Here is a 20,194-nt window from a genome sequence, read left to right on the forward strand (position 1 = left end):
GGACATTCCGGGAACCGCCGGCCCCCTTCAGTGCGGGCGTGACAGCATCGCCTGGGCAACCAGCGTCCCGAGCAGTGCCAGAAGGATCGAAAGCCAGCTGCTGGTGAACCCTGACAGCACACCGATCTCTCCCATCGCCCACGACACTTTCGTCGCCACCAGCGCCAGGTAGCCGCAAAGGGCGAGCATCACAATCCTGAAAGGCGAGACGATCCGCCCCGCCCCTGCCACCGGCGCAAGGCTCGCACCGAGCAATGCATAGGCTCCCGGCAGGAAGAATGCCGCCCAGCGTCGCCACAAGGCCGCATCAACATCCGCTCCCTTGAGCGGGTTGCCGTCATCAGCCAGCCGCTCGAGCGGTGCCTGGGGCAGGTAGAACGCCGGAATGTCGTAATAGGTCAGCGTTTCCGGCAGGAGGTCCAGCCGCAATTCCAGGACCGGATACTGACTGATCAGATAGAGCGACGTCTGGGCGAAGGCGGGAGGTTGCCCCTCGGTACCGTTCTCCTCTCCCGGCAGGCGCGCCCACAGGTCGACCCCATGGAACCGCCAGAACCCCGGCCGGCTCGACGGCTCGCCGCGTCGGGCAACGATCACGTCCCTCAGGTCGCCCGCCACGACACCCCGGTAGAACTCCACGTCCGTCAGCTCCGGTTCCCCCGACCTCAAGACCCTGGCCTTCAGCGCACCGCCATTGACGACAAACCAGCTGGGCTCGCCGAAATCGCCGGCGGCAAACCGCCTCCCGTAACCGCCAAGCTCCAGTTCGGCCTGGACGAAGACGGCAGCAGGCCGCAACCATCGTTCCAGCGCGAACTGAAAGCCGCCCGTCGCCAGCGCGAACAGGCACACGACGGCAAGCGTCTGGCGCGGAGACCAGCCGGCCGCCCCCATCACGGTCGTCTCGCGGTTGAAGAGGCGGATCAGTTCGGCCGCAAAGACCCCGATGAAACAGGCGACAGGGAACAGCCGGGTTGCGATGTCGACGGCCCGCAAGCCGAGATAAGTCGCCAGCAGCAGGCCGGGATTGCGATCGAGTTTCCCGGCCTGCTCCAACACCTGGTCCAGCGTCTGGGCCAGATCGATCGCCCAGGCGACGATCAGGAACATGGCCATGACCAGAATGGTCGCACCCAGGTGTTGCCGGAAACCACGCCTTGCTAAAAGACCGAGGATCGGCGTGCGCGGGCGTGTCCCTGCCCGTTGCGAGGGAGCCGGCTGGCTGTGTCGTAGAGGATATGGCGTACCCGGCGTGATCGTCATCGCTTCAAGCCCGCTCGCGCACGGGCCGCAGAAGCGCCGCCGCCCTGTCCCGAACAGCGATGGTCGCCACCAGGGACGCGGCCACGCCCACGCCCATCGCCGCAAGCAGCGCCATTCGAGGCTCGACGACCGACAAGCCGCCGAGAAGGTTGCGCAAGAGAATATCGAAGACAAGAAGCGTGGCACATGCCAGCGGCATCGCCAGCATTCCGGCAACGCCGCGTCCGGCGAAGGCACAGGCAACCAGCGCCAGAAGTGGCGCCACCAGGGCCGCGACGGCGCGCGCCAACCTCTCGCCTGCAATCCGCCGCGCCTCGCGCGCTGTCTCGCCGCCCGCCCCGTCAGGCCCCAGCGCCTCGAACACCGTCCACTCGCTCGCCACATCCTGGCGCAGCGCATGGTTCAGGATATTGTCGAGACTGACGGGCAGGGAGACGTTCTCCACCTTCACCTGCGGAAGGGACGGGACATTCGCCATGTCGGTCTGCCCGAGCGCCAGCAGGTTGGGGCCGCGTCCCCGGCGCAGCACTCCCGCACCCTCGCGATGTTCCACCCGGACAAAATCATAGGCAATGACGCGCCCCAGGCCGAGATTGTAGTCCCCCTTCCCGTCGGGGCCGATCAGCTTCCAGTCTCCGGCCTGCGTCACCCGCCAACGCCCTTCCTCGCCGGGCTGGTGAACGAAAAGGCTCTCATGCGGTGGATCGACGCCCGTATCGGAGAGCGCGGCGAAGGTCTTGCCCCGGATCGTTTCGATCAGGGTACCCTCGCTCGGACCGGTAATGCGGTCGAAAAGGAGTTCGCTCTTCAACTTGAAGATGACCGTCCGCGTCGCATTGCGTGCCAGCGGATCGATCACGCCGGAAACGGCAAGGCTTGCTACGAAGGCAAGTCCGCCGAGCAACACCGCCACCCGGATCGGCAGGGTCCACGAAACCCCAGCTGCCGACAGGGCCACCATCTCGCGCTCCTCACGGGCGGCGGAAAACGCGAAATAACCGCCGATGACACAGGCAAGCGCCAGCGCGAAATCGAAAATCTCGGGTGAGGTGAGCAACAGCACGGAAACTGCGGAGGCAAGATCACCGCCGTTGCCCAGCACCTCTTCCAGGATACCCGTGAGCTTTTCCGCCAGGAACACGATCTCGATGGTCGCGACGACGATCACGACCCTGCCCAAGGCACGCAGGAAGAGAGATCGCCCGGCAAGCGACATCAACGGTCTCACCGACCGGTTGCCTCATTTGATGCGGGAGGCTCCATCCCTGCCAAGCATTCCCGTCCCGGATTGTCCTTCCGTCTCATCGCTCCCCGTCATGTTTCATGCTATTGCGGCACCGGCATCGGTCCCGTGCTCGCGGGTACGCCGCGATTCCGTCACGACATCATAGGGCCGTCGCCATGTCCCGTCTTGTTCATAGAGTGAAGCAGGGCCTCGCGCATACGCTTGCCCTGTCCTTTGGCGCCGGCCTGTCTCCGGTCTGGCCGGGAACGGTGGGCGCGGCGGTGGGTCTCCTTTGCGCCGTCCCGCTCCGCACAGTCCCGCCAGCCGGCCAGGTCGCCGGACTGGTTCTGCTGTTGATGATCGGTATATGGGCGTCCGCGGTTGTCGCCAGGGCATGCCGCGAAGACGATCCGCAACGCGTCGTCATCGATGAAAGCTTCGGTGCGGCCGCCACCGTCCTGGCCCTCCCGCCGGAACCGCTGTGGTGGGCCTTGGGCTTCGTTGCCTTCCGCTTTTTCGATATCGTCAAGCCGTTCCCGGTCAACTGGGTGCAGGACCACGTGAAAGGCGGCACCGGCATCATGCTCGATGACGCCGCCGCCGCCCTCTATGCCGTTGCCATCCTCTGGCCCGCATCCCGATTGCTTGCTGGGTAAGGACGGAACAATCCGGCCTCACCAAAGACCCGCCAGCCAGACAAGGGCGGGCGCCGCGATCAACCAGGCGTCCGTGATATCGAGCAGCCCCCCTTGCCTCGGCAGCACCTGCGGATAGTCCTTCACACCGGAGGCCCTCTTCAAGCGCGATCCGGCAAGATCTCCGGCAATCGCCGTCACCGCGATCAGGGCAGCCGCAGAGAGCGATGCGCCGAGGCTCCAGCCGACGACGAGCGGACCGGCGAGTGCGGCCGTCACCCCCAGCATGGCGGCTCCCGCGACAAGTCCCTCGACGGTCTTGCGCGGGCTCAGTCTCGGAAAGGCCGGCCGGCGCCCGAACAGCTTTCCGCCCAGCAACGCATAGCTGTCATAGGTTTCGACGAGAAGGAACGAGACAAGCACCAGTCCCGCGTTGCCAGGTTCACGCGCCACCATGACGAACAGCAGAAGGGGAAGTCCGGGAAAGGCGGCGACCTCAAGGGCAAGCCGCATGCGTCCGGTCGTCGTTGCACCCGGCCAGCGCAAGCCCGCGACGCGCAAGGTCTCGTAGGCGATCCGTATGGCGAACAGGCCAAGCAACACGTCCAGCCAGGGATATCCGAGCGCGAAAGGCAGCAAGGCACCGGCGACGATGACGCATTCGGTGGCGAAAACCGGCCAGAGCGGACGGGCGCGTGGCGCCGTCACCGGCAGCAGGCTGCCGACACCAAGAAGCACCGCGCCAATGCCCAGACAGGCGAGAACAGCGACGGCGGCGAGTTCGAAGGAGAGTGTCTGGGTCGACATCGCGCCTATCCGCGACGGGCGCGCGCTATCCGCGTCTGCCAGACCCGCAGGGCCGGCGCCAGCAGGCTGTGCGCGTGGGCAAGCAATGTCATCTGTGCGCCCGGCGCGACGACGAAGCGTCCTTTCTCGGCGCCCTTGACGATACGCTCCGCCACCGCCTCGGCCGACCACAGCCCGCCACCGGCGGTGATCTCCCGGGTCGCCTGCGGCTTTGTCTCGTTTTCAGCGGCGAGTTGCGGCGTGTCGGTGTCCGGCGGGTAAGCCAGCGTTACGCCGATACCATGCGGGGCAAGTTCGACGCGCAACACTTCTGCAAGACCGCGCATGGCGAATTTCGAAGGTGCGTAGGCCGAATAACCATAGATGCCGAAGAAGGCCGCCCCAGACGAAACGAAGATCATGCGTCCGCCGCCCGCCGCCGCCATCCGCGGCGCCAGCGCGTGGGCAACATTGAGCGCACCCATGTAATTGGTGCGCATCTGGGCGGCATGATCGTCAAGCGGTTGATCGAGAAAGTGCCCCGGGCGGGCGATACCCGCATTCATCACGGCCCAGCGCGGCACCCCCAGCACATCGACCAGGTCGACCAGTGCGGCACTGGCGGCCACCGGATCGCCGACATCGGCGGAGCGGCACTCGACACGCGCGTGCGGAACCGCGGCGACAACGGCATCCCGGACCTCGGCAAGACGCTCCGTCCCGCGGGCCACCAGCGCAAGGTCGTATCCACGCCGGGCGAGCAGCAATGCCAGCGCCCTGCCGATACCGCTGCTGCCGCCGGTGATCAGGGCAACAGGGCGCGAGGCGTCGCCCCCGGACAAGGCTGCCGAGCTCACGCAGCCCTTTCCCCGGCAAAGGCGAGAAGGCGATCATACCCTTCCGCATCCTCGATCTGAACCGGAGGATGCTTGAAAAGAAATGCGCTCGCATCCTCGACCGGACCGGAAAGCCCCTTGTCGCGGGCGATTGCCGCGCAACGGATCGCGATCAGCGCCATCGCCGCCGCATTGGGGGAATCCTCGACCTCGAGCCGCATCTCGACATGGGTTCGCACCCCGCCGAAAAGCCTGCCCTCGAGCCGCACATAGGCAACCTTGCGATCCTCCAGCCAGGGCACGTAGTCGGACGGGCCGATACGGATCTCGTTGTCCGTGAGACGCGCATTCATCGCCGTCTGTACCGCCTCGGTCTTGGACTCGCGCTTCATCGCCAGGCGATCGCCGTCCATCATGTTGAGAAAATCCGTATTGCCGCCGACATTGAGCTGATAGGTGCGGTCGACCTTGACGCCGCGCATGTCGGCAAGCCGCGCCAGCGCACGGTGGGTGATGGTCGCGCCGAACTGCGCCTTGAAGTCGTCACCGAGGATCGGCAGGCCGGCGCTGGTGAAGCGGGCGGCCCAAACCGGATCGGAGGCAATGAAGACCGGGATCCCGTTGACGAAGGCGCATCCTGCCTCCAGCGCGCATTCGGCATAGAACTGCGTCGCCTCGACCGAACCGACCGGCAGGAAATTGATCATCACCTCCGCCTCGGCCGCGCGCAGCGCCGCAACAATACCGGCCTTGTCAAGCGCCGGCGCGCTCGAGACAACGAAGCTGCGATCCGGCGCCTGGTTGCGCATGAAGGCCGAGACCCCGTCAAGGTCGGGGCCTCGCAGCACCGGCGCCGTCATTCCCGAGAGATCACGGTGGAAGATCTCGGTGCAGTTGGGAAACGCCACCGCCGCCTCTCCGACGGTCCGGCCGACCTTGCGCGCATCGACATCAAGCGCCAGTACGATCTCGACATCCTGCGGGCGATATCCGGCAAGAACGGGAAAGGGAACGCCGATGGCGGCCTCCCCAAGCGCGCGACAATAGGCGACGCCCTGGACAAGCGAACTGGCGCAATTGCCGGCACCCACAACGGCTGTGCGGATCGTTCTGGCGGAAGAAGCGGTCATGATCGTGTTGTTACCCCCGAACCCGACCCGGCTGCATGGTCCGCGCGCCGTCCGGGCATCCTTTGCCCACACCCGGAAATCCTGTTCCGGGCAGAAATCTCCTGCCCGCCGGCCTGGTCGCCGACGGAGCAAGGGTTACTCTATCTGGATGCGTTCGACCAGCGCACGACCGGTCTGCGTATCGTGGCCGGTCACCACAACTTCCCGGACACTTGGCATGAGGCCGCTTTCATCCACATCGACATAGCCGTAGCGCATTCGCATCTGGCGCCCGTCCGCGGGAAGCAGCAGCTCCGCCCGCCCCGGTTCGACCAGGCGCAAGGTCGCCCTGCGCTCCGGGTAGGAAACCACATAAAGGGAGAAGATATCCGGATCGTCGGTGGCGCGGGCGCGCACGCCAAAAGCGAAACTGTCCTCGATCATCTTCAGCGGAAGCCGCTCGCCCGTCGTGTTGAAGCGCCGCCAGTAGGCCACGATCGGCTGGCGCGGATCAAGCTTGCCATCGTCGAGAAACCGCGCGGCATAGACGACCGTGTTCGAGTTGGTAGACCGCTGCAGGTAGAACACCATGCCCGGATCGTCGGGCACCGGGAAGTCCGGACGGATAACCGGCAGGCTGTCGACCTCTTCGACGACAGATCCGCTGGCGCGCTGCTGCGCGCTCCCGTGGGTGATCACGGTACCTTCCTGGGCGAATGCGGAAACGGCAGGAGCCGCAATCGCAATGCCGGCGGCCAGCACGCAAGGGAAAGGCGAAAGGAGCAACCGCCATGGCAAGGCCGCAAGCGAGGCACGCCAGAAGCTCCGTCGGTGCGGTCTCATCGCAAGGCTCACTCTGCCCGATCCTGCCCCGCGTCCGCCCTCAGGCGCCCATCACCGCCGTTTGCAGCTCGGCGCCGGTGCCCGCATTTCCCGCGACCGCTCCGGCGACAATCCCGATTGCCTTGTCCATCTGCTCGTGCGTGTGATCCGCCGAGATGAAGAAGCGGATGCGCGGCTGATCCTTCGGCACTCCCATCTGGACAATCGGCGGTGCATAGACGCCCTGCTCCAATAGCACCTGCGATGCGATCATCGTCTGCATCGAGGTGGCGAAGAGGACGGGCACGACGCCGCATCCGATGGCCGCACCCGTGTCGAGACCGGCCTCGCGGGCACGATCCCGGAAGTAGAGGGAATTATCGTGGAGACGCGTCACCCGCTGCGGATCGGCCTGCAACTGGTCCAGCGCTCCATGGGCGCTTCCCAGGGCCGCGGGCGAGAGGCCGACGCTGTAGACGAAGCCAGGCAAGGTGAAGCGCAGCCAGTCGATCACGCCCTGTTCCGCACAGATGAACCCGCCCGACGAAACGAAGGACTTGGACAAGGTTCCGACGGTCAGCTCGATCCGCTTCGGGTCGACGTCGAAATGTTCGCAAAGCCCGCGACCGGTGGCGCCGAGAACGCCATAGGAATGCGCTTCATCGACAAGCAGCCATGCGTCATGCGCTTCCTTCAGCGCCACGAGCCTCGGAAGGTCGGGGATATCGCCGTCCATCGAGTACAGTCCCTCGACGACAACAAGGACGTTTCGATACTGGCCACGCAGTTCGTCAAGCTGGCGCTCAAGGTCGTCGAGGTCGTTATGGGCAAAGACCCGATGGTCGTAGCGGCCGTTCTTGGCCCCGACGAAAATCGAATTGTGAGCCAGTTCGTCGATCAGCACCAGATCGCGCGGCCCCATCAGGTAGTTGATCAGGGAGACGTTGACGAGATAGCCGCTGACCAGCGACATCGCGTCCCCCACGCCCAGGAAATCGGCCAGCTTGCGCTCAAACACACGGTGGCCCGCCCGCTCGCCGCCAACAAGACGCGACGCGCCCACGCCAGTTCCCTGACGGTGCAGTTCCTCGCTCGCCGCCGCGACCACGTCAGGATGCTTGCTGAGGCCGAGATAGTCGTAATGGGCGAAGCTGATGAACGGGATGCCGTTCCGCTCGCAAAGCTCACGTTGCTGGTCTATCGGGAGAAAATAGGGGTTGTGCTGTTCGATGATTGCCTTGCCGGCAAGGCGAAAACGCCGTTCAGCGACTACGGCAAAGCTCGGCCGATCAGGCTTCATTCTTGTTTACCCCCAGAACCCGATCAACTGTCGAAAACAATTCGGGCCTTGTCAATTTCTTCAGTTGCCACATCTGCTCCAGCGATGCCCACAGCAGGAGCCTCGCAAGGGGTGGTCTGCTGTCGCACCGATGTCACCCATCGGCCTTCCGGCGGTCTGCAACCCGCAACCTGCCGCGACAACAGGACAGCAAGATGATCGCAACCGGCGCATCTCCCGCCCGAGAGCTCCCCAACCCGGAGTTCCGACGCCAGCCGCCGCTATTAAATTCTGTTCAGGCGGATTTCGCTAAATAGCCGAAAGGCGTGGTACTGTCGAGTAAGCCAACGAAACGCTCACCGCCATCAGACGACCCGACAACCCCGCAGCCCCTCTGCGCGCCGGACAGGTGCCTGTTCCGTGGCCTGCGACTGCGACTGCGAAAGGCGTTGCCAAGGATCGCATCCGGCCTGCAACAGGCGGAAATTGCTAGGTTTTGAAACCATCCGAATGGGTCACAAGACAGGCCCTTTGCCGATACGCAACAACACCGAGATATGGGAAAGACTGCGACAAGCTGCCTCCGCTTCTCGCACTTTTCCTTCGTGGCTGACGTTCTCCACGGCCTCCGGCACGCCTGGACAGGTAAACCTACCCTTGGGAAATCCGGCAAGCCAATGTTTTAATTGACTTTTCTTAACAGGCTTCGCTTTGACTGATGTCATCGGGACGGAGCTCGTTCCAGACCAGCAAGGCTAGCGGATCAATTTCTGTTTCATTTCTGTCACAACAGCTTCTGCCGCCGCCAGAAACCGTTCGATGACCCCGGTATCGATCGCCCCGATGGTCCCGACCCGAAATGTGCCGAGTTCCCGCATCTTGCCGGCATAGATCGCAAAACCCCGGCGGGCGAGCGCGTCGTAGAACGGCTCGAACCGGTACCACCCCTCGCCCGGCTCGATGAAGGACATGATCACCGGCGCCTGCAACTCCGGCTCGAGCGCCGGACGGAAGCCCAGTCGGCGCATGCCGGCGACGAGCGTGTCGCGGTTCGCCGTGTAGCGGGCAAGCCGCGCAGCCGGACCGCCCTCGTCATCCAGTTCTGCCAATGCCTCGGCAAGAGCCGCCACGACATGCGTCGGTGGCGTGAAACGCCATTGCCCGTCGCCTGACAGCGCCCTTGCCTGGTCGTGGAGGTCAAGCACGAGCGAAGGAGCCGCTCCAGCACGAGCCTCGAGCTCATCGTGTCGGGCGATCACGAAACCAAGTCCGGGCACCCCCTGGAGGCACTTGTTGGACGAAGCCGCAACTGCCGAAATGCCGAGTGCGGCCATATCAAGCGGCAGCGCTCCAAAGCCGCTCATGCTGTCGACAAGCAGTCGGCGACCATTCGCTCCGGTCACGGCGGCGAACTCCTCCAGCGGATTGAGAAGCCCCGAGGTCGTCTCGCAGTGAACGGCGGCGACAACCGAAAGGCCCGAATCCCCGGCGAGCCGGCGTTGCAGCTCCTGCGGATCGTGGGTCACGGTCTCCTCGACCTCGTAAACATCGAAATCCCGGCCGATCCGTCGGCAGATCTCTGCCATGCGCCTGCCATAAGCACCATTGACGAGCAGAAGCACGCGCTCCTGCGGCGCCACGAGGCTGCCCAGCATCGCCTCAACGGCAAACGTGCCGCTGCCCTGAAGCGGCACGCAGACATGCTCCGCGCCTCCACCGGCGAGCACCCGAAGCCTGTCGAGCATCGCCGCACTGAGCCGCACGAATTCCGGATCGCGCGACCCCCAGTCGCGTTGCATCGCCGCCTTGACCCTGGCGCTGGTGGTCAGCGGACCGGGCGTCAGCAGCACCGGTTCGTTCCGGACATCCCCGGTCATTGCGGACTGCCCTCGCCAAGATGCGTCCGGAACCGGCGCGCGACCTCCGCCGGAGTGATGCCCGGTCGACCGAGACCGGCAACCTGCTCGGCCGCGACCTTCAGATGCAGCAGGCGCGGCCCCGGCACGCCAAGCGCTTCCCTCATTGCCGCGAGACCGGCTTCCAGCCCGCAGGCACGCGCGGCAAAACGATAGCCGCAAGCGCTGGCGATCGCGGCGAAGTCGACATTCGGCGAAACCGTCGCCTGCCCGCCTGTCGACAGGTGGCGCTCATTGTCGAGGATGACATGGGTGAGGTTGGCAGGTTGTTGCGCGCCGATCGTCGCCATGTTGCCAAGCTTCATCAGCGCGGCACCGTCTCCGTCGAGCACCACGATCTGGCGCCCGGTGTTCAGGGCCGCCCCGAGCCCGATGGCGCTGGCACCGCCCATCGAGCCGACGCAGTAGAGATGGCCCGGGTGATCCTGCAGCGTGTAGAGTTCGCGCCCCGTATGGCCGGTGGTCGCAACGATGCCGGCACTTTCCGGAAGGATGTCGCGGATCGCCGCAAGCAGATCCATCCGCCGCGCCGGGGCGGCGCCGCCGAAGTCGCCGACCTCGACCCTGGGAAGCGGTTCCGGGCGCATCTCGTCAAGCGAACGTGATGCAATCGCCCCCTTGGGCTGGATCATCGCGACCGGTTGTCCGGTTTCCCGCATATGCGTAACCGCGACGGCAAGCGCCGGCTCGATCTCCCCGGCCGAGGTCGGAAACCCGATGCGGTGCGTTCCCACCAGGTCGAGCAGCGGCGCGGTGATCTCGCCCATCAACTCGTGCTGCGGCTCGTCCGCCAGACCCGGTTCGCCGCGCCAGGTGGCGATGACAAGCGTCGGGATCCGAAACGGGTGGTTGAGCGAGGTCAGCGGATTGACCGCATTCCCGAGCCCTGAATTCTGGAACATCACGACAGTCTCGCGCCCGGCGAGCCAGGCACCGGCGGCAATGGCCACAGCCTCGCCCTCGCTGGTCGCTCCGACATAACGGGCGCCCGGATCGGAGATCACCGCGTTCATCAGCGGCGTCAAGAAACTGCAGGGAACGCCAGTGAAGAAATCAATGCCCTGCCGCTTGGCACCGGCAAGAAAGTCGTCCGCCTCGATCATCGGCTACACCGCGTCACGTGCCTGGGCGAGGTCCATCAGATCGTTCACGTTGCGCCAGAAACCACGCACATAAACGACGCCGATCGTCTCTCCCTTTTTGGCCATGACCGTCAGCACGCGGCCGAGATCGGCCGCATCGAGTTCGCCGCTCTCATCCATCCCCCGGAGTGTCTCCTGGAGCCGCGCCGCGCCCGCGGCACTCGCCCTCAGCAACCCGACCCATTCCCCGTCGCCTCCCCCGGCCACAAAACCGGTCAGGCGCGGAGCATCGCCCTCGATGCCCGGGTCGTCGGAAAACGGCACGCTGCACGCAACCGCGTCGCGCCCGCTGCGCGTTTCCTCCGCACGCGGGTCGACCAGCAGGACGATATCTTCCTCCCGATCCTCCATCAGCGCGAGGAAGAACGGCCGGTAGAGAATATCGCCATAGGAAACGATCGTGTCGGCCGCGTCTGGGCCAAGACCGAGCGCGAGCGAACGCGCCTCGCCTGTCGTCTGGTAATCGGGATTGTCGATCTTGGAGATGCCGGCCACATCGACCGCATCGCCCCGGTAGCCCACCACGACGCTGATATCCTCCACGCCATGGCGCTTCAAAGCGTCGACCTGCCGGCCAAGCAGCGACTTGCCACGCACCGGCAGCATGCATTTCGGCTGCTCGGCCGTGAGATCGCCCAATCCCTCCCCCCGGGTCGCTGCCAGGATCACGGCACGCGTCGGACTGGAGGCCGCCAGGTAGCGCTTCTCCGCCTCTTCCAGTTCCTGGGCACCGGCAAGAGAGAAAACGTCGCCAAGCGGGGCAACATCGCTTTCCACCTCAAGCAGCGTTTCCTGCTCCCGCAAGGTCGCACAGGTCTCCCGCATCGCCTTGATCGAACTGCGCAGGTTGTGATTGGCCCAGATGATCATCGAGGCGCCGGCCTCGCGCAACCGCTCGGTCGGCGTGCGATAATACTTGGTCGGGATCAGCACCACCGGCACGCGGTTCTCCCATTGCCGGCAGAAATCGAGGATTTCGTCCGCCGAACTCTTCTTCGAGTGAATGACGATCGCATCGGCCCCGGCGTCGGCATAGGCATGCGCGCGCTTGAGCGCCTCATCCACGCCGCGTCCCGCGATCAGCGCCTCGACGCGGGCCACCACCTGGAAGTCGGGATGGCTCTGCGTGTCCTTGCCGGCCTTGATCTTGCCGCAGAACTCCTCGATGTCGGCCAGCGGCTGGTTCTCTCCCAGGAACGAGTTCGTCTTCGGAAAGATCTTGTCCTCGATGCAGACGCCGGCGATGCCCCGCGCGCACAGCTTGCCGACGAAGCGGCGGAAATTGTTGAAATTGCCATAGCCCGTGTCGCCATCGACAAGGATCGGCAGGCTGGAGGCGTCGGACATGTATTCGAGCATGTCGAGCACCTGGGTCCAGGACAGCTCGTTGTTGTCGCGCACACCCAGCGACGCGGACATCGACAGACCGGACGCCCAGATACCTTCGAAGCCGGCCTCTTCCACGATCTTGGCGGAAAGCCCGCTATGCGCCTCCATCAGGAAGGCAAGCTCCGGACGGGCCAGCAACCGCCGAAGCCGCGTGAATTTCGATACGCCTGCCGTCGCGGCGTGACTGCCGGGCGCTCCGGTATTCGCGTCCATTGGCACCCCTGTCCCCTTCTACTCCCCCGGCGACGCCAAACGTCCCGGCACCTCGTCCCTGAGGCGGCTCATTGGTAGCGAAGCCCCGTGTGAAAGGGAAGACGGCCACGGCGGACGGAGAACTTCAAATCGCGATGGCAGGATGGTACAGTGCAACCTTTAGGGGAATTCGCGAATAACGAGGGGACCCGAAAATGAGTTTCGCAAACTGGGGAAAGACCAAAAAGCAGATTGAAGAAGAAAAGGCGGAGACCGAGAAATTCCATCGGGAAATCCGCAAAGATCTGGAGGCCCATTCGCGCAAGCTGCACGAAGAGCACATGGAACGGATGCGCAAGAGCAGCGAAAAGCAGCTGAAACAATGGCGGCTTGCGCAAAAGGGCATCTACTACGAGGAATTCTAGAGCCCTTTCGGCCGGGTTCCGGCGCCGACCCGCGACCGGATGGCCTGCGGGATCGCCGGCAAGGCCGTTGCCCGTATCGGCCCGGACACCATCGCGCCCGGGCTCATGTTCGCTTCGCTGTCCTTGTTCAGGCGTTGACGTCGACGACAACGCGTCCGCGCACGCCGCCTTTCAGGATCGCCTGACCGAGATCCGGCAGATCCGTCAGCGTCGCCGGGCGGACCATCTGCGCGAGCTTCTCCATCGGCATGTCCGAGGCGATACGGCTCCAGGCCCGCGCCCGGTCCTCGTACGGGCGCATGACGGAATCGATGCCGAGCAGGTTGACTGCCCGCAGCAGGAAGGGGATCATCGTCGCCGGCAGACCCGCACCGCCGGCAAGGCCGACGGCCGCGACCGAGGCGCCGTATTTCATCTGCCCCAGCACCCGCGCCAGCATCGCCCCGCCGACGGCGTCGACGCAGCCCGCCCAGGTCTCGCTCTCCAGCGGCCGCTTGACGGTCTCCGCCAGATCCGAGCGAGACACAATGGTCGTCGCCCCCAGCCCTTTCAGATAATCCGCCGTTTCCGGCCGGCCGGTCACAGCTGCGACCTCGTGACCAAGTGCTGCAAGAAGTGCCGTGGCGACCGAGCCGACGCCGCCGGCCGCGCCCGTGACCAGCACCGGGCCGCCTCCCGGCTTCAGCCCGTGATCCTCCAGCGCCATCACCGCCAGCATGGCGGTGAAGCCGGCCGTGCCGACCGCCATGGCATCGCGGGTGGTGAGGCCCTGCGGCAAAGGCACCAGCCAGTCGGCCATCACCCGCGCCTTCTGGGCGTAGCCGCCCCAGCGCACCTCGCCGACGCGCCAGCCCGTCAGCACCACCTTGTCGCCGGGCGCATAGCGCGGATCGGAGGAGGTCTCGACCGTGCCGGCAAAATCGATGCCCGGCACATGCGGCCAGGCCCGCACCAGCCCGCCGCCGGAACCGAGGCACAGTCCGTCCTTGTAGTTCAGCGTCGAATACTCGACCGCCACGGTGACGTCGCCCTCCGGCAGACGGTCTTCCGTCACGGCCTCGACCCTGGCCGACACGGCCCCCGCCTCGTCCTTGTCGACAACCAGCGCGTTGAAGCTCATGGCTTTCCTCCCCTTGAACCTGTCCTTCATCTCTCCGCTCATTGGTACCGACCAGCAAGGGCGATGAAAAGCCGCGCGGCGATGGGTGAGACACCTGACCGGTCCTAACGCTCCGGAATGATGTCGAAACGCCAAGTCATTGGACGCATGGCGATGCCGGGGCTATGACCGGGGAAAGCTTGCCCCTCCTCCCATTCAGGAAGGCAGGACACACGTTCCGGAAAGAAGGCGTTTCCCGATCATGACCGCTCCGCTGTCGCATCTGCGCGTGCTCGATCTCTCCCGCGTCCTGGCCGGCCCCTGGTCGACGCAGGCGCTGGCCGACATGGGCGCCGACGTCATCAAGATCGAGCGGCCCGGCAGCGGCGACGACACGCGCGGCTGGGGCCCGCCCTTCGTCGCGGAGGGACCCGCCGCCGGCGAAAGCGCCTATTTCATGGCCGCCAACCGGGGCAAGAAGTCGGTTGCCGTCGACATCGCCAGCGACAAGGGCCGCGCGCTGATCATTGAGCTGGCGAAGAAATCCGACATTCTGGTGGAGAACTACAAGGTCGGCGGCCTTAAGAAATACGGCCTCGACTACGACAGCCTTTCGCAGATCAATCCGGGCCTCATCTACTGCTCGATCACCGGTTTCGGCCAGACAGGGCCTTACGCCCAGCGCGCCGGCTACGACTTCATGATCCAGGGCATGGCCGGGCTGATGTCGGTCACCGGCGAGCGCGACACGCTTCCCGGCGGCGGGCCGCAGAAGGCGGGCGTTGCACTCGCCGACATCCTGACCGGGCTGAACGCCACCATCGCCATTCTCGGCGCCCTTGCCCATCGCGAGCGCAGCGGAGAGGGCCAGCATCTCGACATCGCGCTGTTCGACGTGCAGGTCGCCTCGCTCGCCAACCAGGCGCTGAGCTATCTGGTCTCCGGCACCCCGCCGGTGCGCATGGGCAATGCGCACACCGCCATCGTTCCCTACGAGGTCTTCGCCAGCGCCGACGGTCACCTTATTCTCGCGGTCGGCAATGACGGCCAGTTCGTCCGCTTCTGCGAGGTCGTCGGCCGGCCCGAGCTTGCCGCCGACCCGCGCTTTGCCGTCAACCGCGACCGGGTCGCCCACCGCGAAATCCTGGCGCCGATGGTCGCCGGGATCATCAAGACGCGCACGACCCGCGAGTGGATCGCCGACCTGGAGGCTGCCGCCGTGCCGTGCGGCCCGATCAACACCATCGACCAGGTGTTCGAGGAACCCCAGGCCAAGGCGCGCGGCCTCATGAACCCCGCCCTTCCCCATGGCAGCGGCGGCACGGTGCCCGGCGTTGCCAGCCCCTTGCGCTTCTCCAAGACGCCGGTCAACGACAGGATCGCCCCGCCCGTGCTCGGCGAGCACACGCGAAGCGTGCTTGCGAACGTCCTCGGCCTGTCCGATGCCGAGATCAGCGCCCTGGAACAGTCCGGCATCGTCGAAGGACGGTAGGTCGCCAGCTGCCGCAGCGGCAGGTTTGCCGAAAATGTGTGCAGTTTTTTGGTGCGATGCACAATTGTGCAGATATCATGTGCACCTGCCTTTTTGCCGGGTGAGGCGCCCCTGTCGGCGGTCGCCCCGGCAAAGCAAAGCGAATCCAGCCGGTTAAGGTTTCGTTAACATCTGCGGCCGAGTTGGCACGCATCTTGATCCTCTGTGTCGCGGCTCTTCCTCCCGGGGAGACGCGACAGAGGGGAAACAAATGAAAAACCATCGCTCAGGTTCAATCGCCGCACTCGCGCTCGGCGCGCTGATGGCCTCCACCGCCTTCACCGGCGCCTTCGCCCAGGAAGAGACCATCAAGGTCGGCATCCTGCACTCGCTCTCCGGCACCATGGCCATTTCGGAGACGACGCTGAAGGACGCCATGCTGATGCTCATCGAGGAGCAGAACAAGAAAGGCGGCCTTCTCGGCAAGAAGCTTGAGGCGGTGGTCGTCGATCCGGCTTCCGACTGGCCGCTCTTCGCCGAAAAGGCCCGCGAGCTGGTCCAGGTCAATGGCGTGTCCGCGGTCTTCGGCTGCTGGACCTCCGTTTCGCGCAAGTCCGTCCTGCCGGTCTTCGAGGAGCTCAACTCGCTGCTCTTCTACCCTGTCCAGTACGAGGGCGAGGAAAGCCAGCGCAACGTCTTCTATACGGGCGCCGCTCCCAACCAGCAGGCGGTTCCCGCCGTCGACTACCTGATGAACGAGGAAGGCGTCGAACGCTGGGTGCTCGCCGGCACGGATTACGTCTACCCGCGCACGACCAACAAGATCCTCGAAGCCTACCTGAAGTCGAAGGGTGTGGCCGAGGAAGACATCATGATCAACTACACGCCGTTCGGGCATTCCGACTGGCAGACGATCGTTTCCGACATCAAGGCCTTCGGCTCGGCCGGCAAGAAGACCGCCGTCGTTTCCACCATCAACGGCGACGCCAATGTGCCCTTCTACAAGGAACTGGGCAACGCAGGCATCAAGGCCGAGGACATTCCGGTCGTCGCCTTCTCCGTCGGCGAGGAAGAGCTTGCCGGCCTCGACACGGGCCCGCTGGTCGGCCATCTCGCCGCCTGGAACTACTTCCAGTCCGTCGACACGCCGGCCAATGCCGAGTTCATTTCCGCCTGGAAGGCCTATATCGGCGACGACAAGCGCGTCACCAACGATCCCATGGAAGCCCATTTCATCGGCTTCAACATGTGGGTGAAGGCGGTTGAGAAGGCCGGCAGCACCGATCCGGATGCGGTCATCGACGCGATCGTCGGCGTCTCCGTGCCGAACCTCACCGGCGGTTACTCCGCGATGATGCCGAACCACCACATCACCAAGCCGGTGCTGATCGGCGAGATCCAGGACGATGGCCAGTTCGAGACCGTATGGGAAACCTCCGGCCTCGTCGTCGGCGACGCCTGGTCCGACTATCTCGACGGCTCCAAGGACCTGATCGCCGATTGGCGCAAGCCGCTCTCCTGCGGCAACTTCAACACCGTCACGGGCAAGTGCGGCGGCTCGGGCAGCTAATCCGGCCTGCCGCATCCAGAGGGGAGGGAGGCGGGCGCCAGACCCGCCTCCTCCTTTGCCCTGCCTCTCCCATTCCTTCCCGGACAGGCTTCGTGACAGGTTCGTTCCTCATGACCTTGACCCCATTCTTTTTCCGGAACTCGCCTACGCGATCCGGGCTTGCGCAACGCGCCCGCCGGACCGCCGCCGCGTGGACCGCCAGCCTTTTCCTTCTTCTTGCAGCCCTTGCCGCACCCGGCGGCTCCGCCCTGTCCCAGGACGTCGACCCGGTCCTCAGGGAGCTCGTCAACGCGCTCGGCAAGGGCTCCTTCAGCGAAACCGAGGCGCAGGTAGCCAGGCTCGCCGAAACCGGTGACCCGCTGGTCGTCACGGCCCTTGAAGCGCTGTCCGAGGGCGATCTCTATGTCCGCAAGTCCGACGCGCTGGTGGTTGTCGGCAAACGCAAGGGCGGCGCCTATGCGCTCACCGACCCGCTCACGGGCGCGGATCTCGGCGCCCTGTCCGGCGGCGCCCTCGACAAGGTCCGCGTCAACAACCGCTTGCGCCGCTCGATTCGCTCCGCCCTCGGCGGTCTCACCCTGCGCGCCGCGGATCCCGCCGTCCGTGCCCAGGCGGCCGAGGCCATCTTCAAGGCCGGCGATGCCGACGCCATCCCCGCGCTCGACGCGGCCATTGCCGCCGAGACCGACCCTTCGGTTGCCACACTGATGCGCGAGGCCCGTGCCGCCGCGATCCTCAGTTCAGATCTTCCGCTCGACGACAGGCTTGCCGCGATTGAGACCCTCGCCGGGCGAGGCGACCGGGACGCGCTGTCGCTGCTCACCGCCGTGACGAACGGCGCGCAGGCCGACCTTCACGAAGCGGCGAATGCAGCGATCGCCAATATCCAGAAGCTCCAGGCCGCATGGGACACCGCCCGCAACATCTGGTTCGGCCTGTCGCTTGGCTCCGTCCTGCTTCTCGCCGCCATCGGTCTTGCCATCACCTTCGGCGTGATGGGTGTCATCAACATGGCGCATGGCGAGATGGTGATGCTTGGCGCCTACACGACCTTCGTCATCCAGAACCTGTTCCGCACGCTGGCGCCGGAGTTCTTCGACTATTCGCTTCTGGTCGCCCTGCCGGCCGCCTTTCTCGTCGCCGGCTCCGTCGGGGTCGGCATCGAACGCGGCATCATCCGCTTCCTGCACAACCGCCCTCTCGAAACGCTGCTTGCCACCTGGGGCGTCTCTCTGGTCCTGCAGCAGGCGGTGCGCTCGATCTTCGGCCCGACCAACCAGGAGGTCGGCAATCCGGCCTTCATGTCGGGTGCCTTCGAGATCGGCCAGCTCACCATCACCTACAACCGGCTGTGGATCCTCGTCTTCGCGCTCGTCGTCTTCGCCTCGCTGCTGATCGCGATGAAATTCACCCGCTTCGGCCTCAACGTGCGTGCCGTCACCCAGAACCGCCGCATGGCGGCATCCATGGGCATCCGCACGCCGTGGGTCGACGCCCTCACCTTTGGCCTCGGGTCCGGCATCGCGGGGATCGCCGGCGTGGCGCTGTCGCAGATCGACAACGTCTCGCCCAATCTCGGCCAGTCCTACATCATCGACAGCTTCATGGTCGTGGTCTTCGGCGGCGTCGGCAATCTCTGGGGAACCCTGCTTGGCGCAATGACGCTCGGCATCGCCAACAAGTTCCTGGAGCCCTTCGCCGGCGCGGTGCTGGCCAAGATCCTCGTCCTCGTCTTCATCATCCTGTTCATCCAGAAGCGCCCGCGCGGCCTGTTCGCGCAAAAGGGTCGGGCGGTGGAAGCGTGAGCGCCGTGCATTTCAACCAGAGCCGGAGCCTCCAGCCATGATCTCGCGATATCTCTCCGGCGGGCTGACCGGCGGCCGCCTTGTCCTGCTGCTCGCACTGGTCGCGGCTGCGATCCTCGTCCCGGCCCTCAACCTTGCGCTGCCCGCCAGCCATCCGCTGCATGTGCCGACCTATGCGGTGACGCTCGCCGGCAAATATCTGACCTATGCGCTGCTCGCCCTCGCGCTCGATCTCGTGTGGGGCTATTGCGGCATCCTGTCGCTTGGTCATGCCGCCTTCTTCGCGCTCGGCGGCTACGCCATGGGCATGTACCTGATGCGCCAGATCGGCACCCGGGGGGTCTACGGCGATCCGGTGCTGCCCGACTTCATGGTCTTCCTCAACTGGCAGGAACTGCCCTGGTACTGGACCGGCTTCGACACCTTCCCCTTCGCCATGGTCATGGCGCTGGCCGTGCCGGGCCTGCTCGCCTTCGTCTTCGGCTGGTTCGCCTTCCGCTCACGGGTGACGGGCGTCTATCTCTCGATCATCACCCAGGCGATGACCTATGCGCTGCTGCTCGCCTTCTTCCGCAACGACATGGGCTTCGGCGGCAACAACGGGCTGACGGACTTCAAGGACATTCTCGGCTTCCCGGTGCAGTCGGACGCCACCCGCGCCGGCCTCTTTTCCGCCTCGGCTCTCGCCCTTGCCGCAGGGCTGGTGCTGGCCATCGCGATCACCGGATCGAAACTCGGCAAGGTGCTGGTCGCGCTGCGCGACGCGGAAAGCCGCACCCGCTTCCTCGGATACCGCGTCGAGCACTACAAGCTCTTCGTCTGGACGGTCTCGGCGATGATGGCAGGCCTTGCCGGCGCGCTCTATGTCCCCCAGGTCGGCATCATCAACCCGGGCGAATTCGCCCCGGCCAACTCCATCGAGGCGGTCATCTGGGTCGCTGTCGGCGGGCGCGGAACACTGGTCGGACCGGTGATCGGTGCCGTCCTTGTCAACTTCGCCAAGAGCTGGTTCACCGCCGCCCTTCCCGAGATCTGGCTCTTCGCGCTCGGCGCCCTCTTCGTCGCCGTTACCCTGTTCCTGCCGAAGGGCATCGTCGGTCTTTTCAACACGCTGAAGTCCCGGCTTCCCGCCCGGAGAGCACGCACCGCTCCTTCGAACGAGGATCGCGACAACGGCATCCGGGCAACGAGCGATGACGCCGTGCAGGGCCAGGCAGCGGAGTGAACAGC

The 20,194-nt window shown here is 65.4% G+C and carries 17 protein-coding genes; 6 read left to right on the top strand and 11 right to left on the bottom strand.

The genetic code is table 11. The features are described from left to right. Positions 1 to 27: 27 nt before the first annotated feature. Together ACQY46_RS00330 and ACQY46_RS00335 are read right to left on the bottom strand one after the other, a co-directional pair. Positions 28 to 1,263 carry an LptF/LptG family permease gene (locus tag ACQY46_RS00330; protein ID WP_428698345.1) on the bottom strand — a complete coding sequence of 412 codons (1,236 nt, stop codon included), beginning with the start codon at positions 1,261 to 1,263 and terminating at the stop codon, positions 28 to 30. Positions 1,264 to 1,267: 4 nt separating this feature from the next. Continuing rightward, positions 1,268 to 2,491, bottom strand: a complete 1,224-nt coding sequence (locus ACQY46_RS00335; RefSeq protein ID WP_428698346.1) for an LptF/LptG family permease — start codon at positions 2,489 to 2,491, stop codon at positions 1,268 to 1,270. Positions 2,492 to 2,664: 173 nt separating this feature from the next. On the opposite strand from ACQY46_RS00335, the gene ACQY46_RS00340 reads away from it, so the two are divergent. Continuing rightward, a complete protein-coding gene (locus ACQY46_RS00340; RefSeq protein WP_428698347.1) occupies positions 2,665 to 3,144 on the top strand; it encodes a phosphatidylglycerophosphatase A family protein in 480 nt (159 codons plus the stop codon). Positions 3,145 to 3,162: 18 nt separating this feature from the next. On the opposite strand, the gene ACQY46_RS00345 is transcribed toward ACQY46_RS00340, so the two are convergent. The 8 genes from ACQY46_RS00345 to aepX form a co-directional block, all read right to left on the bottom strand. Beyond that, positions 3,163 to 3,930: a phosphatidate cytidylyltransferase gene (locus ACQY46_RS00345; protein WP_428698348.1), complete on the bottom strand. Its 768-nt coding sequence runs from the start codon at positions 3,928 to 3,930 to the stop codon at positions 3,163 to 3,165. A gap of 5 nt (positions 3,931 to 3,935) precedes the next feature. Continuing rightward, positions 3,936 to 4,766, bottom strand: a complete 831-nt coding sequence (locus tag ACQY46_RS00350) for an SDR family oxidoreductase (RefSeq protein ID WP_428698349.1) — start codon at positions 4,764 to 4,766, stop codon at positions 3,936 to 3,938. Beyond that, the gene (locus tag ACQY46_RS00355; RefSeq protein WP_428698350.1) at positions 4,763 to 5,875 is read right to left on the bottom strand and encodes an inositol-3-phosphate synthase; all 1,113 of its coding nucleotides are present in this window, start codon (positions 5,873 to 5,875) and stop codon (positions 4,763 to 4,765) included. The genes ACQY46_RS00350 and ACQY46_RS00355 overlap by 4 nt, the downstream gene beginning before the upstream one ends. 135 nt (positions 5,876 to 6,010) lie before the next feature. Then, positions 6,011 to 6,553, bottom strand: a complete 543-nt coding sequence (locus ACQY46_RS00360; protein ID WP_428698351.1) for a DUF4833 domain-containing protein — start codon at positions 6,551 to 6,553, stop codon at positions 6,011 to 6,013. A 184-nt stretch (positions 6,554 to 6,737) separates the two neighbouring features. Further along, the gene (locus ACQY46_RS00365) at positions 6,738 to 7,976 is read right to left on the bottom strand and encodes an aminotransferase class I/II-fold pyridoxal phosphate-dependent enzyme (protein ID WP_428698352.1); all 1,239 of its coding nucleotides are present in this window, start codon (positions 7,974 to 7,976) and stop codon (positions 6,738 to 6,740) included. A gap of 734 nt (positions 7,977 to 8,710) precedes the next feature. Further along, positions 8,711 to 9,832 carry a 2-aminoethylphosphonate--pyruvate transaminase gene (locus ACQY46_RS00370; RefSeq protein ID WP_428698353.1) on the bottom strand — a complete coding sequence of 374 codons (1,122 nt, stop codon included), beginning with the start codon at positions 9,830 to 9,832 and terminating at the stop codon, positions 8,711 to 8,713. Then, complete coding sequence (aepY, locus tag ACQY46_RS00375) at positions 9,829 to 10,974, bottom strand: phosphonopyruvate decarboxylase (protein WP_428698354.1); 1,146 nt, start codon at positions 10,972 to 10,974, stop codon at positions 9,829 to 9,831. The genes ACQY46_RS00370 and aepY overlap by 4 nt, the downstream gene beginning before the upstream one ends. Positions 10,975 to 10,977: 3 nt before the next feature. After that, on the bottom strand, positions 10,978 to 12,615 hold the full coding sequence (aepX, locus tag ACQY46_RS00380; RefSeq protein WP_428698355.1) for a phosphoenolpyruvate mutase: 1,638 nt from the start codon (positions 12,613 to 12,615) through the stop codon (positions 10,978 to 10,980). Between the two features lie 194 nt (positions 12,616 to 12,809). Between aepX and ACQY46_RS00385 the strand changes: the two genes are divergently transcribed. Beyond that, the gene (locus tag ACQY46_RS00385) at positions 12,810 to 13,019 is read left to right on the top strand and encodes a hypothetical protein (RefSeq protein ID WP_428698356.1); all 210 of its coding nucleotides are present in this window, start codon (positions 12,810 to 12,812) and stop codon (positions 13,017 to 13,019) included. A 127-nt stretch (positions 13,020 to 13,146) separates the two neighbouring features. On the opposite strand, the gene acuI is transcribed toward ACQY46_RS00385, so the two are convergent. Then, a complete protein-coding gene (acuI, locus tag ACQY46_RS00390) occupies positions 13,147 to 14,139 on the bottom strand; it encodes an acryloyl-CoA reductase (protein WP_428698357.1) in 993 nt (330 codons plus the stop codon). A 241-nt stretch (positions 14,140 to 14,380) separates the two neighbouring features. Between acuI and ACQY46_RS00395 the strand changes: the two genes are divergently transcribed. The 4 genes from ACQY46_RS00395 (at position 14,381) to urtC (ending at position 20,189) form a co-directional block, all read left to right on the top strand. Next, positions 14,381 to 15,610, top strand: coding sequence for a CaiB/BaiF CoA transferase family protein (locus ACQY46_RS00395; protein WP_428698358.1), 1,230 nt, complete (start codon positions 14,381 to 14,383; stop codon positions 15,608 to 15,610). Between the two features lie 250 nt (positions 15,611 to 15,860). Further along, entirely contained in the window at positions 15,861 to 17,159 is a 1,299-nt protein-coding gene (urtA, locus tag ACQY46_RS00400) for an urea ABC transporter substrate-binding protein (RefSeq protein WP_428698359.1), read from the top strand. Between the two features lie 110 nt (positions 17,160 to 17,269). Further along, on the top strand, positions 17,270 to 18,964 hold the full coding sequence (gene urtB / locus ACQY46_RS00405; RefSeq protein WP_428698360.1) for an urea ABC transporter permease subunit UrtB: 1,695 nt from the start codon (positions 17,270 to 17,272) through the stop codon (positions 18,962 to 18,964). Between the two features lie 37 nt (positions 18,965 to 19,001). Beyond that, entirely contained in the window at positions 19,002 to 20,189 is a 1,188-nt protein-coding gene (gene urtC / locus ACQY46_RS00410) for an urea ABC transporter permease subunit UrtC (RefSeq protein WP_428698361.1), read from the top strand. Positions 20,190 to 20,194: the final 5 nt, after the last annotated feature.

The sequence above is a fragment of the Stappia sp. genome (genome assembly GCF_965276915.1).
Taxonomy (GTDB): domain Bacteria; phylum Pseudomonadota; class Alphaproteobacteria; order Rhizobiales; family Stappiaceae; genus Stappia.

Excerpts from the sequence above, each read along its gene's own strand:
- aepX (WP_428698355.1), bottom strand. The coding sequence starts at position 12,615 with ATGGACGCGAATACCGGAGCGCCCGGCAGTCACGCCGCGACGGCAGGC.
- urtB (WP_428698360.1), top strand. The coding sequence starts at position 17,270 with ATGACCTTGACCCCATTCTTTTTCCGGAACTCGCCTACGCGATCCGGG.
- ACQY46_RS00345 (WP_428698348.1), bottom strand. The coding sequence starts at position 3,930 with ATGTCGACCCAGACACTCTCCTTCGAACTCGCCGCCGTCGCTGTTCTC.
- ACQY46_RS00395 (WP_428698358.1), top strand. The coding sequence starts at position 14,381 with ATGACCGCTCCGCTGTCGCATCTGCGCGTGCTCGATCTCTCCCGCGTC.
- aepY (WP_428698354.1), bottom strand. The coding sequence starts at position 10,974 with ATGATCGAGGCGGACGACTTTCTTGCCGGTGCCAAGCGGCAGGGCATT.
- ACQY46_RS00385 (WP_428698356.1), top strand. The coding sequence starts at position 12,810 with ATGAGTTTCGCAAACTGGGGAAAGACCAAAAAGCAGATTGAAGAAGAA.
- acuI (WP_428698357.1), bottom strand. The coding sequence starts at position 14,139 with ATGAGCTTCAACGCGCTGGTTGTCGACAAGGACGAGGCGGGGGCCGTG.
- urtC (WP_428698361.1), top strand. The coding sequence starts at position 19,002 with ATGATCTCGCGATATCTCTCCGGCGGGCTGACCGGCGGCCGCCTTGTC.
- ACQY46_RS00355 (WP_428698350.1), bottom strand. The coding sequence starts at position 5,875 with ATGACCGCTTCTTCCGCCAGAACGATCCGCACAGCCGTTGTGGGTGCC.
- ACQY46_RS00370 (WP_428698353.1), bottom strand. The coding sequence starts at position 9,832 with ATGACCGGGGATGTCCGGAACGAACCGGTGCTGCTGACGCCCGGTCCG.
- urtA (WP_428698359.1), top strand. The coding sequence starts at position 15,861 with ATGAAAAACCATCGCTCAGGTTCAATCGCCGCACTCGCGCTCGGCGCG.
- ACQY46_RS00340 (WP_428698347.1), top strand. The coding sequence starts at position 2,665 with ATGTCCCGTCTTGTTCATAGAGTGAAGCAGGGCCTCGCGCATACGCTT.
- ACQY46_RS00365 (WP_428698352.1), bottom strand. The coding sequence starts at position 7,976 with ATGAAGCCTGATCGGCCGAGCTTTGCCGTAGTCGCTGAACGGCGTTTT.
- ACQY46_RS00330 (WP_428698345.1), bottom strand. The coding sequence starts at position 1,263 with ATGACGATCACGCCGGGTACGCCATATCCTCTACGACACAGCCAGCCG.